Source organism: Phycisphaerae bacterium, from assembly GCA_012729815.1.
In the GTDB taxonomy this organism is placed as follows: domain Bacteria; phylum Planctomycetota; class Phycisphaerae; order JAAYCJ01; family JAAYCJ01; genus JAAYCJ01.
This window is the reverse complement of sequence record JAAYCJ010000025.1, coordinates 15,430-31,367: the sequence shown is the minus strand read 5'-3', so window position 1 is coordinate 31,367 and position 15,938 is coordinate 15,430. Positions and strand designations below refer to the sequence as shown.

Annotated in this window: 8 protein-coding genes; 5 read left to right on the top strand and 3 right to left on the bottom strand. The window is 61.9% G+C overall.

Translation table 11 applies throughout. The features are described 5' to 3' along the window. Positions 1 to 9 precede the first annotated feature (9 nt). Both GXY33_02065 and GXY33_02060 read right to left on the bottom strand, forming a co-directional pair. Positions 10 to 1,674 carry a sigma-70 family RNA polymerase sigma factor gene (locus GXY33_02065; protein ID NLX03909.1) on the bottom strand — a complete coding sequence of 555 codons (1,665 nt, stop codon included), beginning with the start codon at positions 1,672 to 1,674 and terminating at the stop codon, positions 10 to 12. A 195-nt stretch (positions 1,675 to 1,869) separates the two neighbouring features. Further along, positions 1,870 to 2,157 (bottom strand): glycoside hydrolase, encoded by a 288-nt coding sequence (locus tag GXY33_02060; protein ID NLX03908.1) that lies wholly within the window; start codon positions 2,155 to 2,157, stop codon positions 1,870 to 1,872. 302 nt (positions 2,158 to 2,459) lie between these two features. Here GXY33_02060 and GXY33_02055 point away from each other — a divergent pair, with 302 nt between their 5' ends. Continuing rightward, on the top strand, positions 2,460 to 4,373 hold the full coding sequence (locus tag GXY33_02055) for a hypothetical protein (protein NLX03907.1): 1,914 nt from the start codon (positions 2,460 to 2,462) through the stop codon (positions 4,371 to 4,373). An 80-nt stretch (positions 4,374 to 4,453) separates the two neighbouring features. Here GXY33_02055 and GXY33_02050 read toward each other — a convergent pair whose 3' ends face one another. Beyond that, entirely contained in the window at positions 4,454 to 5,221 is a 768-nt protein-coding gene (locus tag GXY33_02050) for an SDR family oxidoreductase (GenBank protein NLX03906.1), read from the bottom strand. Between the two features lie 213 nt (positions 5,222 to 5,434). Here GXY33_02050 and GXY33_02045 point away from each other — a divergent pair, with 213 nt between their 5' ends. From GXY33_02045 to GXY33_02030, 4 genes are all read left to right on the top strand, one after another. After that, positions 5,435 to 6,496, top strand: a complete 1,062-nt coding sequence (locus GXY33_02045; protein NLX03905.1) for a LacI family transcriptional regulator — start codon at positions 5,435 to 5,437, stop codon at positions 6,494 to 6,496. Continuing rightward, the gene (locus GXY33_02040) at positions 6,493 to 7,278 is read left to right on the top strand and encodes a prepilin-type N-terminal cleavage/methylation domain-containing protein (protein ID NLX03904.1); all 786 of its coding nucleotides are present in this window, start codon (positions 6,493 to 6,495) and stop codon (positions 7,276 to 7,278) included. Before GXY33_02045 ends, GXY33_02040 begins: the two co-directional genes overlap by 4 nt. An 80-nt stretch (positions 7,279 to 7,358) precedes the next feature. Next, positions 7,359 to 11,939, top strand: coding sequence for a hypothetical protein (locus GXY33_02035; protein NLX03903.1), 4,581 nt, complete (start codon positions 7,359 to 7,361; stop codon positions 11,937 to 11,939). A gap of 41 nt (positions 11,940 to 11,980) precedes the next feature. Next, positions 11,981 to 15,901: a hypothetical protein gene (locus GXY33_02030; protein NLX03902.1), complete on the top strand. Its 3,921-nt coding sequence runs from the start codon at positions 11,981 to 11,983 to the stop codon at positions 15,899 to 15,901. Positions 15,902 to 15,938 lie beyond the last annotated feature (37 nt).

Below are 15,938 nucleotides of genomic sequence, written 5' to 3'. Positions count from 1 at the left end.
CCGCGGAGGTCAACCGTCTTGACGATTTGCCCTGTCGCTTCCGAAACCGCGGCCCGCTTCCCCCTCAAGCAGCACCTGCATCTTCTCCATCGCCTTGGCCTCGATCTGGCGGACCCGCTCCTTCGAGACCCCCAGCGTCTTGCCCAATTCAGCCAAACTCATAGGCTCGCCCTTGCGATCCAGGCTGAAGCGGCTGGTCAGAATGCTCTTCTCACGAGCGTCGAGTTGGTCGAGCGCCCGCTGCACGGCGCGGCTGCGGTGAAAAGCCGCCTCCTCATCCACTTCCGCCGCCTCGGGCATCAGCCCTTCAAATCCCTCATCCGAATACGAAACCAGACCCTTGATCTGCCGGCCCTCCTCCGGCACCACTCGGGCGAAGTGCTTCATGATCGCCCACGACGCATAGGTGCTGAACTTGTACCCTCTGGTGTAGTCGAACTTCTCGACCGCCTTCAACAGCGGCATCATGCCTTCGCTCGCCAACTCGTCCAGGGTGATCCCGTTCTGGATGTGACGTCGGGCGATGTCGATCACCAGGGCCTGGTTGGCCACCACCAGCCGCCGGTTCAGCGCCCGGCTCTGCCGCTCCAGGTCGTCCAACTCGTCCAGCACCTCAGCCGGCACCGCCTTCTGTCCCTGATACAGCCGGATTACCTCCGACTGACGCCATTTGCTGAAGTTGTAGGCCCGAAACAGCGATCGTTCCTGACGGGCCGATAGCACCTCGCCCCGCCGGTGGGGCTCCTGAGTGTCAATCTGCTCTTCAACCGCTCCGAAGATCGTCTCGCCCGCCCCCGGTACGTCAAACTCGGGACTGTACATGTAATCGATCGACCGGCCAAACCAGTAGGCCTGTCTTGCCTCGTGGACGATCCGGTAGACGCTCGATTCGCTGCGGCCGTGGATGTGGGCAAGCTGCTGGACTGGAATGCCTCGCAAAAACATCTGCCAGATCCGGTCCCTGTCGTCCTGGCTGATGGGCCGTCTGGCTGGAAATATCCTCTGGTCGGGCTCCGCCGTGGCCTCGTGCCGCTTGAGGATGTACCGGATCGTCTCGGGCGCCCGGCCCATCCGCTCGGCCAGACGACGCTCGATCTGGTGCCGGCTCAGCCGTTCCTCAACAAACAGCCGCCTCGCCTCGTGAACCACCCGGCGACGCTGACCGACGGTCAGCCGCGAAAACGCCGCCGCCCGTGACACCAGTTTCTCGTGCCGCCCAATGAACCACTCCCACGTGCCTCGCAGGATCACCCTGACCTTCCGGCCATCGCCGCCGCTGACCATCCGCTGGGCCAGGCCGAATCTCGACCACCGCTGCAGCGTCTTGACTGAGACATCCGTTTCCCCAGCCAGCGCATCGACCGCCATCGCCTCTTCCGGAAGCTGATCGGCTCCGACAATCGCCTGCTCGCTGACCTCCCGGATGAACCGGGCCAGATCCGCCAGCAGTGCCTCGCCTTTCATCGTCTGAGCCGGCAGTCCCTTCGGGCGATACTCGGTGATCTTAAAGCACACGAAATCGGCTGGGTACTCCCTGGTCGGGTCGACCAGACGGGCAAGCCGCTCCGCCCGGTAGCTCTGCTCCAACAGGGCCTGCGGTGGGGCGAAACGCAACTGCCGCACGAGGGGCCCCATGACGTCGTATCGGGCTTCGTTTAGCACCACTCTAGCCATAACTGTCTACTCCTACGAGTATTATCGAATGTTTCGAGCAGGTTTGTCAAGGGGTTACTGTTAGGTAAATGTCTCAATCATGTAATGGCATAAAGTTCTGATAGGCAATTGGTTATGAGAAAAGTGCGGCAGGGCAACGAAGGCGGGATTATCGGACTTTCACAAAGAGAATCCGCGTTCGGAGGAGGAGAATGGCTAGGAAGCCTGGCCGTTGATGGTCACCACTGAGTTCAGCGTGCCGAATGGATTGAGCGTCTGGGCCTCGCCCTCGGCGTCATTCCAGAATATGCCATCGGCGTAGAACTTGTACTCGTACCGGCCGGGAGCAAGGTTCTTGACCTTCTGAAACGATCCGTCCGGTAACGGCTTCATCGGGTCCGAGTTGATGTCCCAGCCGTTGAAATCGCCGATCAGCGAGGCGTATTGGACGTGCGCGCCAGGCGAGAAGATGAAAGTAATGCGCTTTCCCGATTTATGCACCATATGCGTTTTCCCGATCCAAGTAATTCATATGAGTCTTGGGGAAAAACCATCCGGCAAAGGTCAATGAGTGGGATTTTATCGCAATTTCGAGAAATCGCAATGCATAAACCCCCGCTCGCTTCGTCGTATCTATCGGAGATCATGTGTTGTGAGCCAGGATCCTGATGGAATGATGTCGTTTAATATAAGGAATAGTGAGATTCGCCTTGACCGGATAGTAGGGCGGCAGTATAGTCTTCACCCGTACAGGCTGCGTGGGAATTCCAGAAAATCCATCTAAACTCAGTAAAGGGAGTTCATAAATGTCAATGCAACTTGATGGACGTTTCTTCAGTGTTGTACTGGCCTCAGCAATCCTATTGGCTGGTGTTGCCGTTGCCCAGGAAGCTGCCCCGACCGCGCCGGAGGCCGCCCTGTCGAATCCGCTCTCCTTGGTGCCTGCCGACGCCTGGTTGGTTGTGGTCATTGACGACGTTTCGAAGATCAGCACCCAGGTCGATGCCTACGCCAAGGCTCTGAACAAGGAGCCGCTGAACATCGAATCTGAGTGGGTCAAGCGGCTCGGCATGGGGGCGGGGATCGCCGCCGATCAGCCGACGATTCTCGTGGTCATGAACCGTACGGTCTTCGGCGATCAGCCGCTGGCGGTACTGCTGCCCATCAAGGATTACCAAGCCGTCTCCAACATGGTCCAGGCCAAGCCGACCGAGACACCCGGCATCATGACCGGCGAGAATCCCGAGTTCAAAAAGCTGTTCTTCGCCAGGAAGGGCGGCTATCTGCTGGCCGCTCCGACCGAGGAACTGGTCAAGTCGGTCCTGACGAGCAAGCAGGACCTTGCCTCGGTGCTCGGCAAGGACTCCGCTTCGCTCCTGGACAAAAGCGACATTTACTTCCGCGCTAATCTGCCGCCGATCAGCGAGATGATCAAGCCGTACCTGATGCTCGCCACCATGATGGGGCCGGGCATGATGGGGATGCCGGGCGGAATGGGGCCGGGCGGCGAACCGCCGATGGACCAGGCGGGCATGCCGCAAAACCCGCAGGTCCAGGCCATGCAGGCGATGAGCAAAATGGTCACCGGCCTGGCCGACCTGCTTGACCAGGCGACCAGCTACGAGGTGGGCTTCTCTCTCGAACCGCAGACCATCTCCGTTACCTACCTGATGGGGTTCAAACCGGGCACGGAAATCGCCGCCATGATCGCCGAGCAGAAACCCACCGAGACCACCGAACTCAAGGGGCTGCCGGCCAAGGACTTCTTCTTCGCGATGGGTTACCGCTGGGAACCGAAGCTCATCAAGTTCTACAACGCCATGTTCGAAATGAGCGGCGCGATGGGCCTTCCGCCGGAACTGGCCCAGCAGTACGTCCAGTTGAGCAAAGACAGTTTCCTGATGGCCAAGGGCGTGGCCGCGATGGTCTCAATGAAAATGCCTTCGCCGGGAACGGGCATGCTGGGCGTGGATTGGGTCGTCGAAACTGCCGACGCCGGCCAGTACATCGAAAAGATGCGGCAGGCGGTCGGACTGATGGCCCAGGCTAAGATCCCGGGGCCCGACGGTCAGATGATTACGCCGAACGTACGCTATGAGCAGAACGTGGCCACCGTCGGCGGTGTTCCGGTCGATCGTTACGTGATGGATCTCAACTCGCTCATGGCCATGCCGGGCGCCGACCCGCAGATGGCCCAGCAGATCAACATGTTCCTGGGCATGGCCTTCGGCGCCGCCAATGGGCAGATCGCCACCCGCATCGCCAAGGTCTCCGACAACCTCGTGGTGCTCGACATTGGAGGCGATGACGCCTCCTTACAGCAGCTGATCGAAGCCGCCAAGAGCGGCTCGACCGCCGTGGCCCAGATGCCCAAGGTCCAGCAGGCCCGCAAGCAGCTCTTCGACAAGCAGCTCGCAGTCGGCTATCTTGATCTGGGCAAGATCATCAACATGATCGCCGGGTTCCAGCAGATGATGGTCATGATGGGCGGCCAGGCGGGCACCGAGACCGCTCCGGCCCCGCAGGGCGAGATGCCGCTGATCGCCTTCGCCAAGACGGTCACCGACACCATGGTCCAAGGTCGGCTTGTGGTGCCTATGGAGGTCATTCAGCAGATCGTTCCGCTCGCCGAGTCCGCCGCGGCGGCGGCTGAGGGAATGATGGGAGGCCCGGGCGCCGGCGGTCCAGTCGAACCGGTTGAGCCGGACGCTGGTCAGTAGGCCTGCGGTTCAAGACATTCCATCGTGCCCGGAGCCGCCATGTTCCGGGCACGTTTCGTTTTTGCCGAGGACGGCCCGGCCTACCACGCGCCGCCGTTGATGTCCAGAATCGCCCCGTTGATGAAGCCGTCGTACTCGCTGGCCAGAAACACGATCGCCCGGGCGATGTCCTCCGGTCGGCCCGCCTGCTTAAGCGGAATGCCGTCGATGATCTTCTCCTGCATCGGCTTGGGCGTGTGAGCGCTATGGAAGTGGGTGCCCAGGACCAGCCCCGGCGCGACCGCGTTGACCCGGATGCCCTCCGGCCCCAGCTCCCGGGCCATGCCGCGGGTCATCGTGATCACCGCGCCCTTCGACGTGGAGTAGGCGATCGAGCCCAGCCCCGCCCCGGTCCGGCCCGCCAGGGACGACATGTTAACCACGCTGGCCCCGCCCTGTTTGGCCGATTGGCGAAGATAGGGGAGGGCGGCCCGCGTCACCATCGCGGCGCTGTCGACGTTCAGTTCCATCACGTAGCGGAAGAACTCGCGGTCCATCTCGTCCATGACCTTACGGCCGACGATGTCACCGGCATTGTTGATCAGGCAATCGATCCCGCCCGCCCAGCCGGCGAACTCTTTGACCAGCTTGCCGGCCTCGTCCGGCTTGGTCAGATCGGCTTGGAATATCTCAGCCTTGATCTTCCGCCCGGACAGTTCCTCCTTGAGCTCTCGTGCCGGACCATCCGACCGGCAGTAGTGAATACCGATCACCGCCTGTCGCTCGGCCAATTCGAGCACCGTGGCCCGCCCGATCCCCGCCGCCCCGCCCGTCACCAGCACCCGCCTGTCCGCCAACTTCTCCGCCACGTCGCTCTCCTTGAATCTCGCTTGCTCCTATCCGTTCTGCCAATCCGAACTTAGCCGCTGGGCCCGCGACGTGCGAGAGTTTTCTTCGCTGTTTCACTCCGGAAGGGGATTGACTGGTCGGAAATCGGTTGGTATGCTTAATATCGGAACGTTACGAAACTCGTATCGATACGAAGTAGTCTAAGCAATTGCTATGTAGAGGGTTAAGTGCCAATGGCGACTCTGCGTGAGATTGCCGAGGAGGCGGGAGTATCGATTGATACCGTCTCTCGCGTCCTGAACGGCAAGAACAAGGAAGTCTGGCGAAGCTCGGCCCGGCGGGCGGCTGAGATCCGCCGGATCGCCAAGCGTCTCGGCTTCCGGCCCAATGCCGCCGCCCGGGCCGTCCGAAGGGGGCGTTTCCTGCGTATCGCCTGTGTGGTCACCCGCTTCGGTCCCAAGGAAACGACCACTCACCCGAACATCCTGAGCTACCTGACCACAGCCGCCGATGAGTTGGCGGAGCGGAACTATTCGCTGGTCGTTGAGCCGTTCCATCTGCAAGACCCGTCGGGCGAGTTCATCGAGCCGCCCCGTCTCTTCTCGGAACTGGCGGTGGATGGGATTCTCGGAGTGGCGGGGTCGGGGTTTGTGCCTCGCCACGTGGATCAGCGACTGGCCGAGATGCGGGTCCCGCTGGTCTGGGTCAACCGAAACCCCGAGCCGGATCTCCCATGTGTTGTGCCGGATGAGCGGGTCGGCGGACGAGAGCTCACCAGGCACCTGGTCGCCATGGGACATCGACGAATCGCCTACGTGGGGCCGGATTCGGGGCACCTGTCGGCCACGGGCCGGTACGAGGGGTTCCTCGCCGCCGTTCGCGAAGCGGGACTGGACGAGTCGAACGTGATTCTGACCAACCGATTGGTTCCGGTCACGACGAGCGCGACGCGGCTCTTCGATCCGCAGCCGGCGGTGACGGCCGTGGTCTGCTACGACCGAACCATCCGCGACATCATCATGTTTATCGCGGCGGGGAGGGGACTCCGAGTGCCGACGGACCTGTCCGTTGCTCACAGCGCGTCAGCCTGGGAACTCAGCACCTACTACGAGCACCCGATGACCTCAGTCGAGATTCCCGAAACCCTCATGGCCGCCAAAGCGGTAGAAATCCTGCTGGACATGATCGCTGGTCATCCGGCGCCGGACCGCATCGAACCGATCCCTGGACGGCTGATCCCCGGCGAGACGGCGGTCCCGCCGTCGGTGTCCCAAGAAAGGAGACACGATCCATGAGGATCGCAAAACCAAAGGCTCACGGACGATACGTTCCTTCGGGGTGCGCAGCCGGCCACAGGTCGGCGGGATTCACCCTCATCGAGCTCCTGGTCGTCGTGGCCATCATCGCCGTGCTGGTCGCCATACTGCTGCCCGCGCTGCAGAGCGCGCGGGAAAGCGCAAGAGGAATCCAGTGCATGGCCAATCTTCGGTTCTGGAGCCTGGAGATGCTCAAGTACAACCAGGAGGCCAACGAGTACTTCTACCGCTACCGGGATTTCGTTCAGTACCCCTGGAATCCACCCGGAGTCATGGACTGGGGTTCGTGGTACGTCGAGCACTACGGCTACTACACGCAGTGGGATCTGCACCTGCCGATGCTCAAGTGCCCGACGGTTCGCAGACCGGCCAACACCTACTGGGATATGTCCATCGACTACGGCCTCAACGCCTGGCTGGGATACGCCGGGTCGCCGATGTGGTCCAGATACGAATACGTCAGGACTCACCAGGTGGAACAGCCGGACATGTGCGCCACGTTCGCCGACATTCCCGGACCTGATCCGGCCTACTATCAAGAGGACATGATCAACAAGGTCCGCACCTTCTTTGTCTTCGATACCAGCAGCTCCAACGGCATCATGTTTCCCGCCTATCGCCACAACCATAGGGCGAATTTCTTCTTCGTGGATGGCCACGGGCAATCCTACGACGTGGGCATTCAGCCGCTCTATTCGAGAGATGGACTGTGGAACTGGGCCGGTCCGATGGCGCTGCCGTTCGGACGAAGCTTATGGTGACAAAGCGTGACTCGGGATCCTGTTTTTCTGCGTTGACGGATGAAGGTAAACGGAAGAAGAGGTTGTTGGTGAGGTCTCCCATGGCTAGAACTTTCGGTTGTGCTATGGCCGCATGGTTTGTGGTTTGCGGCTGGTGTTCGCCGGCGTCCGGAGAAACGCCGGAAGAAGCGATCTGGCGGGCGCAGACTCCCACGGAGATCGCGGAATGTGCGGATCAAATCAAGGCATGGCGAGCCCGTGACCGGAACCCGAGCTTTCCGTTCAACGCCGACCAACTTCATGCAGGGGTTGGAGTCATTCCCACCGACCCGGATAGCGGCATCGGCGGGTGCCGTCTGACGATTAGCAACTGGACGGGCCAGCCGGTGCAGATGGAGATGCAGGGCGTCTTGATGGATCACTACGGCAAGATGCTCGAAGAATTCTCGGGCCGCCTCGAACTGGCCAAAGACCAAGCCGAAACAAAAGTCTTCACCTTTCCCGTCACGTCGCCCAAGCGGCATCGGCTCACTGTGACCTTCACCGATCCCGCGACGGGCACGCAGCGGGAGATGCGGTTCTTTCCGCAGTTGGACTGCGTTTCCGGTTTGCGGAAAGAAATGAGTCTGAACGGTTCATGGAAGACGCTGGCCACGGAAAAACCGGACTACCCGCCGGCCGAAAAGGAAGGCTGGAAGGACATCACCGTTCCTCAGCCCTTCGGAATGGCTTTTGACCGGTATCTCTGGTTCTCCAGGACGTTTTCCGTTCCGCCGGCCATGCAGGGGTCGCGTCTGGCCTTGCGATTCGAGGCGATCGGCCTCAACGCGACCGTGTTCGTCAACGGCCGGAGCGTTGGCGAAAGCGCCGACTCCTTTGTTCCGTTCGAGATGGATGTCACGGATGCGGTGAAAATCGACGGCGAAAACGTGGTCATGGTCCGCGTCTCGAGGGCGAAACGGGACGGGAAAGACGGCAAGGGCCAGGCCCTTCAGCCATACGCCGTCAGCGAAGGTACGGGATGCTACGACGTCCGCCTGTACGCGCGACCCGAGGTATTCATCTTGGACCGGTTCGTCCGAACCAGCGTTCGGGAAAAGAGCATTGCGGTGACCACGTGGATCACCAACGGCTCTTCCTCTCCAGTCGAAGTCGAGCTGCGGACGACGGTCATGGATGATGACCGGCCCGCCAAGACCCTCAAGCCGTCGAAGGTCGTGATCCAGCCGGGCGAAACGAAGACGGTGGACGCCGAAGAGCCGTGGGCGGACCCGCATCTCTGGTGGCCGCACGATCCATTTCTCTATCGCCTGCGAAGTGAACTGGCCGTCGCGGGAACCGTATCGGATCGGGCGGACCTGCGATTCGGATTTCGGGAAATCTGGTGCCAGGGACCCGTCCTGAAACTAAACGGGAAGGATGCCTGGCTTCGCCGATACAGCGAAATCGTTCGATGGTGCGGCGCGGTCGTTCCGGAGAAAATGGGCCTCCTGTTCTCCGACCTGCTGAACAAGGAATACAACTCGCTGCGATTCCACATGGAGCCGCCGCCGGAGTACTGCGTGGACATCGCCGACGAAATGGGCATGTTGGTGGTGATCGAAGGAGGTTTGTACAACAACGTCAGAGATTTCGCCATGGAGAACGAGACGTACTGGCAAAACGTCAAGACGCATCTTCAGGGCCTGGCGACGCTCTACCGCAACCACCCGTCGGTCATCATGTACAGCCCCGAAAACGAATGGGCGTATATCAACATCTCCGGCATCTACCCCGCCCTCTTTCCCGAGCATTTTCCGGATATGAGTCGGGACATCAAGGCGGTGGACCCGACCCGTCCGTTGTGTTACGATTCCGACGATGACGCGGCCGGGACGGCCGATACCCGCGGCCTGCACTATCCGCAGGACTGGGACGCCCGGTGGCCTCTGCCGAACCATGCGTTCTTCAACCTGGGCGACAAGCCGGTGATCCTCGGCGAATTCATGATGTCCGAGGGCATGGTCGGCCGGCAGCACGTCCAGATCGTCGGCGACCGCGGCCTGATGCCGCCGGTGTGTTCGGACGTCAAAGCCTACAACGTCGGCCAGGACAACCACAACCCGTACATGCGAAAAACCGTTGCCATGTTCTGTGACGCCTATCGGCTTCACGGCGTGGCCGGGATGAACCCGTGGTTCTTCCGCGAGGAGACTTGGGGTCTGATGCCCGCGGTTCTGGTCACCGCCAAGCATCTGCCGCGAGGGTTTACGGGAGGAAGCGTCCGCGACGTCCCGCTGAACGTCCTCTACGACGTTTTCGCGGATCGCAACGTCACCGTTCGGGTCTACCTGGACGTGGAGGGGAACGAGCCCCAGATTGCCGCGATGAAGCTGAATCTGGTTGGAGGCGAACGGCCGCTGGTCACCGTCAAAGTCGGCGCCCCTTCGGTCGATGCGGCGACGCCGGCGGAATTGGTCCTGGAGGTGATCGACGAAGGCGGCAAGACGCTTTTCAACCGTCGCCACGCAGCCACCGTCTTTCCCGACCGGCCGCTGGTCGCCAAGGCGGGGACTCTTCTGCTGGACCCGGACCATCGGGCCGATGAACTGGGCCGGATCGAGGGCGTCACAGCAATCGGCAACGCCAAAGCGTTTGACCCATCGGCTGCCATGCTGATCGTCGCACCGGACGCCGGAGCCGCCCTGAGCCGGGACGATCGCAACGCCCTGGATCGTTACGTGGAACAGGGCGGCAAGGTGTTCGTCATGGCGCAAGGGCCACAGAGCAAATTCCTGCCCGCCAATTTGCCCCTGGACGAAGGATATGAGCATACGTTCGCGTTTGTTCGAGCGGCCAACCACCCGGTCCTGCGCGGCATGCGGGATTGCGACTTCGCCGGATGGGGGCTGGAGAACTGGGTCGTCCGCAGCGGCGCCTTCCTGAAGCCCGACATGGCCAATTCCATCGTCCTGGTCGAAAGCGGATCGACGGGCGGCTTGGAGTACGCGCCGATGGCGGAAGTCCGGCGCGGACGCGGGAGCTACATTCTCTGCCAGTTAGCCGTCGCGGAAAACCTGGATGAACCGGCGGTCCGCCACCTGGTCCAAAACGTCTTGAGCTACGCCGACACTCCGCTTCCCGATCTGCAGCCGTTGTACGTCCTCGACAACATGGATCCGAAAACGGCCGCCATGTTCAAGGGACTGGGAGCGACGATCGAGGTGCTCGATGAAGGCCGGCAGGCCGGTGTGGTCCTGGTGGATGCGAGCGGCAAGCTCAATGCGGCGACCGTGGGCCGACTCAAGAGCTTTGCGGAGTCCGGAGGAACCGTCTGGCTCCATCGCCTGACTCCCGAAACGCTGCCCGACTACCAGCCTCTGGTCGGAGCGATCGAAATGAAGAAAACCGACGGGGCCGGGACGGAGGAAGGCTTCGCGACCATCCCACCCGACCAGTTGATCCGGGCCGGCACACCGGCGCTGCTGGACGGGATCGGCCAGCGGGAACTGACCTGGAGCGGGATCGCCGATTACGTGGTCGAAGGATTCGCCCAAGCCGGCGGGCGGCGGCTGACCGTTCCGGCCGGTCTGGTCCTCATCGACAAAGGTAAAGGCCGCATTCTGATCGACCAGATCAACTGGCAGAACAACCGCCAAATCCTCAGCCCGCTGATGACCCACCTCAACGTCGCCCTCAACACCCGCCAGGCGTACACACCGGCCGAATTCCACCGGCCGATCGACCTCTCCTCACTCGGCAAGGACACGCCGGCGAGCGTCACCGATCCGCTGAAGGAACTGCTGACCACCGCCGCCGATCCCAGGACCAGCCAGATCGGCACGCCGATCGTTGACCGTAAGGAATTCGGCGGTATCCCCTTCTTCCTCACCGCCGTCTCGTGCGACGATCGGAACCCGAAGGCCATCGATCTGAAAGCGACTCTAGTCCAGAGGATCGCGTTTCTCTTCGCGCCCGGCGCACCCGACCGGCCGACGGGCCAATTCACCCTCGAATTCACCGACGGCAGTCGAATCGCCGTTCCGGTGACTCCGGCCGAGGGAGGCGAGCCCGTCTGGCAAAGCGGCGATAGGAAGGCCTCGATGCACCTGCTTGTCTGGTCCTCGCCGGACCCGGACAAGCCGGTGAAACGACTGACCTTGCGCGGCGACATGGTCGTCGCGGGAATCACCGCGATCAGCGACACCATGCGAACCGCGATCTCTCCCGCCTCGGCAGCCTATCTGAAAGACGGGAAACGCCAGGAGAGCAGTTCATCAATCGCGTTTCACCGCAACGATCGGATCATCTGGAAGCTCGAGTTCATCTCCTCCGGACGCTACTGGATCACCCTGAGCGTCCGGACCGGAAACGCCGGCCCGACCGATATGATGGCTGGTTATCATCTGAAGCTTAACGGCCGTGAACTGCCCTTGATCGACTCGCTGATACCGATCCGTCTCGGTGCCTTTGCCAGCGACGCAAGCTGGAAGGACTGGCGCGGCTCGATCCGGACGGCCGTCCCGATGCGGCTCAAGCCGGGTGATCGACTCGAATTGACGACCGATCTGGACTGGTCGGTCTCCGGTCCGTTGACCATGGATATGCTCACAAGGATCGAAGAAACCCGGCAGCGGGATGCGGAACACAAATTCGGCGCACCCCGCGCCCATGAGTTGGTCCTGGATCTGGAAGGGCTTTGACACGCATCTTCGAACGACAATTCAAGTGAGGTCAGTGATCTATGAGAAAGCGTCGGTCATGCAAGTCCATGTGTCTGTCGATGGTGCTGCTCTGTTCCATTTCGGCCGTTGCCGCCTCGGCGGAGACGACTGATACGCCCCGGCAACAGGCGAGCCTCAACGGCGAATGGGAGTTCACAATTCAGGACGGCCCGAAACTCATTCCGCCGGACGTCGATGAGGCCTCATGGCGGACGGTGACGGTTCCCGAGCTTTTCGGCGGAAAACCGGTCGCGGAGGCTGGCAAAGACCGCGGCTGGTATCGCAGGCGGGTTGACATTCCCGCCGAGGATCGCGGGCGGCGAATTCAGGTTTATTTTCATGGCGTCGGCATCCACTCGCAGGTGTTCGTGAACGGGCAATACCTCAGCGAGAACTACCTGGTGTTCAGTCCGTGGGCGGTGGACATCACCGACGCCATCCAATTCGGCGAGACCAACGAGATTCTGGTCGGCGTCGAGACCGCCAGCGGCTGCGGCGGCGCGACCAACGGCGGTGAGCCTTACCGATTGCCCAACGTCTGGGCGACCGGTCCCGGCCAGGCCGGAATCTGGTTCGACGTGGAATTGCGCACCGGTCCCGCCGTTCACGTCGCCGACGTGTTCGTCCAGCCGTCGTTCCGCCGGAAGGCCCTCAAGGCGTCGCTGGAGATCGTCAACAAATCCGACAAGCCAGCCGAGCTGACCGTAAGGAACTTAGTCGTTTCCAAAGAGGGCGACCAGGTCCTGACCTTCGACGATGCGCCCGTTGCGGTCGCTCCAGGTCAAACCGAGACGATCGACGCGGTCCAGCCGTGGGCCGACCCGCATCTGTGGTTCCCTCATGACCCTTACCTCTACCATCTCAAGACGCAACTGATCTTCGACGGCACCGTCGTCGATGAGCTGCTCACCCGGTTTGGTTTCCGTGAGTTCTGGGTCGAAGGAACGCACGTCGTGTTCAACGGCGTCCGGGCCCCCGTCCGGCGGACGAGCGAGGGCATCCTGTGGATCAACCCCGCTCGCGAACGGGTGCGACAGTATATCAGGGAACGGAAGTCTTGGGGCGTCAACAATCTTCGCTGGCATTCGATGGCTGTATGGAAGGATTTGCTGGACCTTGCTGACGAAGAGGGCATGCTCATTACCCAGGAAGGCGACATGTGGCTGCCGTTCCACTACGCGATCGACGACGAGCGCTTCTGGACGCTGTTCGCCGAGAACTGGGTGCGGACGGCCAAATTCTGTCGCAACCATCCCTGCATCTTCTCGTACAGCATTGCCAACGAATCGATTCCGATGTACGAGTGGAAGGAGTCGGACTGGATCCTGACCAAGGAGTTCAAGAAGGTCCACGCGATGGTCAAAGCCGTCGATCCGGCGACCTTTATTGAATACGCCAGCGGCGACGACGCCTGGGGCCTCTCGCCCTTCCGCAACTGGCACTATCCTAACAATCTCGGGGCCCGATGGTGCCTGCCGAACGACTGCTACTGGCTGGCCGACAATCCCCATTTCGGAAGCTCCGAAACGCCTGGCCGGCGCGACAAGCCGATCATCGTCGGCGAGGATCTGAACCCATCGTTTCGCGGTCCGTTAGGCGCCTACGCCGCCTACGGTGGTGAGGACTATTACCTGGCCGGTCCGAACTTCCGCGACAGCCGGGTCTTCAACGAAGTGGGACGCGTCGTGACCGACGCCCAGCGGCTGATGGGCATCGCCGTGATCAATCCCGCCGATCCGTGTATCAAGCCGTCCGCCCACGATATCTGCCCGCCCGTAGCCCCGCTGGCGAAGAATTACAATCAGAACTTCTTCGCGGGCGCGAAGGTCGAGGTGGCCTACGGTCTGGCCAATGAGGTCTGGTATCCGCAGACACTGACACTCAAATGGCAACTGGTCAGGGCCGACGATGGCACAGTGGTTCTGGAAGGGGCGTCCGAACACCCGATGTCCGCTGGGACCATCAAGGATGTCGTGATCGCCTTTGACGCGCCAAAGGTCGAGACGCGGACGGACTATCTGCTCAAGACCGCCGTCGGGGCTGGCGACCAGACGCTGTACGCCACGCAGCGTCCGGTCAACGTGTTTCCAGATTCGCATCTTGAGGCGCCGACGGGCGTGAAGATCGCTGTGATGGGGACCGGCGAGGAAACCGAGAAGAACCTCCGAGCATTGGGCTTGGAATTCGCATCCGTCGCAGCGGTTCCGGAAGGCGACGTCGACCTCCTGATCGTCGCGGGTCCGACCGACGCCTTGGACGCCAAGGCGTTCTCAGCCTTCATCGAGAAGGGCGGACGCGCGCTGGTCCTCAACCAGTCGCCGCCGGGACTCTCCATCCCCGGTTGCCCCATGGAACTCCAGGATAGCCGGGCCACGATGGCATTCGTCCGGCGGCCGGACCATCCGGTGCTCAGCGGAGTGAAGGATAACGACCTGCGATGGTGGGGGCCCGATCACTGGGTGGCCAAAGCCGCCTATGTGAAACCTTCGCACGCCAACGCACGGGTGCTCGTTGAGGCGGGCGATCCGATCGGTCTGCGCTGGTCGCCGCTTCTGGAAGTCCGCCACGGCGCGGGACGGCTGATCGTCTGTCAGCTTCTCATAGCCGAAAAGCTGATAACCGAACCAGTCGCACGGCTGATCCTGCAGAACGCTCTCGACTTTCTGGCTTCGCCCATACCCGAAACGAGGGCCACCGGCCTGATCGCCGGCAAGGACTCAACGATTCCCGCTGTGCTCTCCACCATGCGGCTGATCTCCAAACCCGTAACCTCGCCGGCCGACGACCTGGCGGGATTTGAGCTCATCATTGCCGACGCAGCGGAACTGGCCGCCACGCCGGCTTGGCTCGTTCCCCTTCGGCAGTTCGTCGAATCGGGCGGCAACCTGCTGGTCAAATCGGTCGGTCCGGACAGCGTCTCCGTCCTGGAACCTCTTGCGGGGATCAAGCCGACCGTCACCGCGCTCGACCCCTTCCAGTGCGCCCGCTGCAGCCGCGATCCGCTGGTCTCCGGGATCGGGCAGTTCGAACTCTGGTGGCGCACCGGCAACGAAGGCCCGGCGACCACGCCGGTCACCGCCATCTGCCACAACGTACTGGGCGGGATCGAGCCGGACGACGTCCTTGTTGTGGCGCTGCCCGAGTGTGCCGCCTTCACCAGCGAACTGGAGGCCCAGTTGAAAACCAACTCCGTCGCCCTCGCCGGGATCGCCCTGGGCAAGGGCTGGCTTGTGATCGACCAGGTCCGCTGGGAAGATCCCCTGGCGGCTCAGATCGGCTTCCAGTACGCCGCTGCCTTGCTGACCAATCTGGGCGGGTGCTTCGAGTCGGTCGGCGACGACGCCGGCCAGACCAAACCTGCCGGAGACTATAAAGCCTTCTCAGTCAATCGCTTGGCAAACCAGGCCTTCGAAGCCGATCTGAGCGGTTCCACGGAGACGACATTCCCCGCCGGCCTGAATAACCTGGCCCAGTTCCCGCGGGGGCCGAGCGTGACGTTCAAAGGTGTCCCGTTCGACGTCGGCGACAGGCTGATCGTCCTGCGTAGCGAAGACCACGCTCCCGGCGTTCCGCAGCGGATCGACGGCCTGGTCTGTGGCGTCAACGCCAGTCGCCTTCACTTCCTCCACGGCTGCGCGTGGGCTGAAGGCAAAGGGACCGCCATCATGGCCTACCGCGTCAACTATGCCGATGGCACCGCCGCCGACATCGACGTGGTCTTCGGCGAGCATCTGCTCGGCTGGTGGGACTTGCCCGCTCCGCTGGCGAAAGCCGAACTGGCCTGGCAGGGACGCAATGAGATTCACATGCCCTTGTGTGTCTACCTGATGCGCTGGGATAACCTGAAACCCGAGGTGGAAATCCGCTCCATCGACTTCGTCAGCACCAATTCGGATGCCATACCTTTGGTACTCGGCGTGACGGCGGAGTTGGCGAAATGAACCCTTTTTGCTACAATCGGTTTTGATAAGGAGCCCG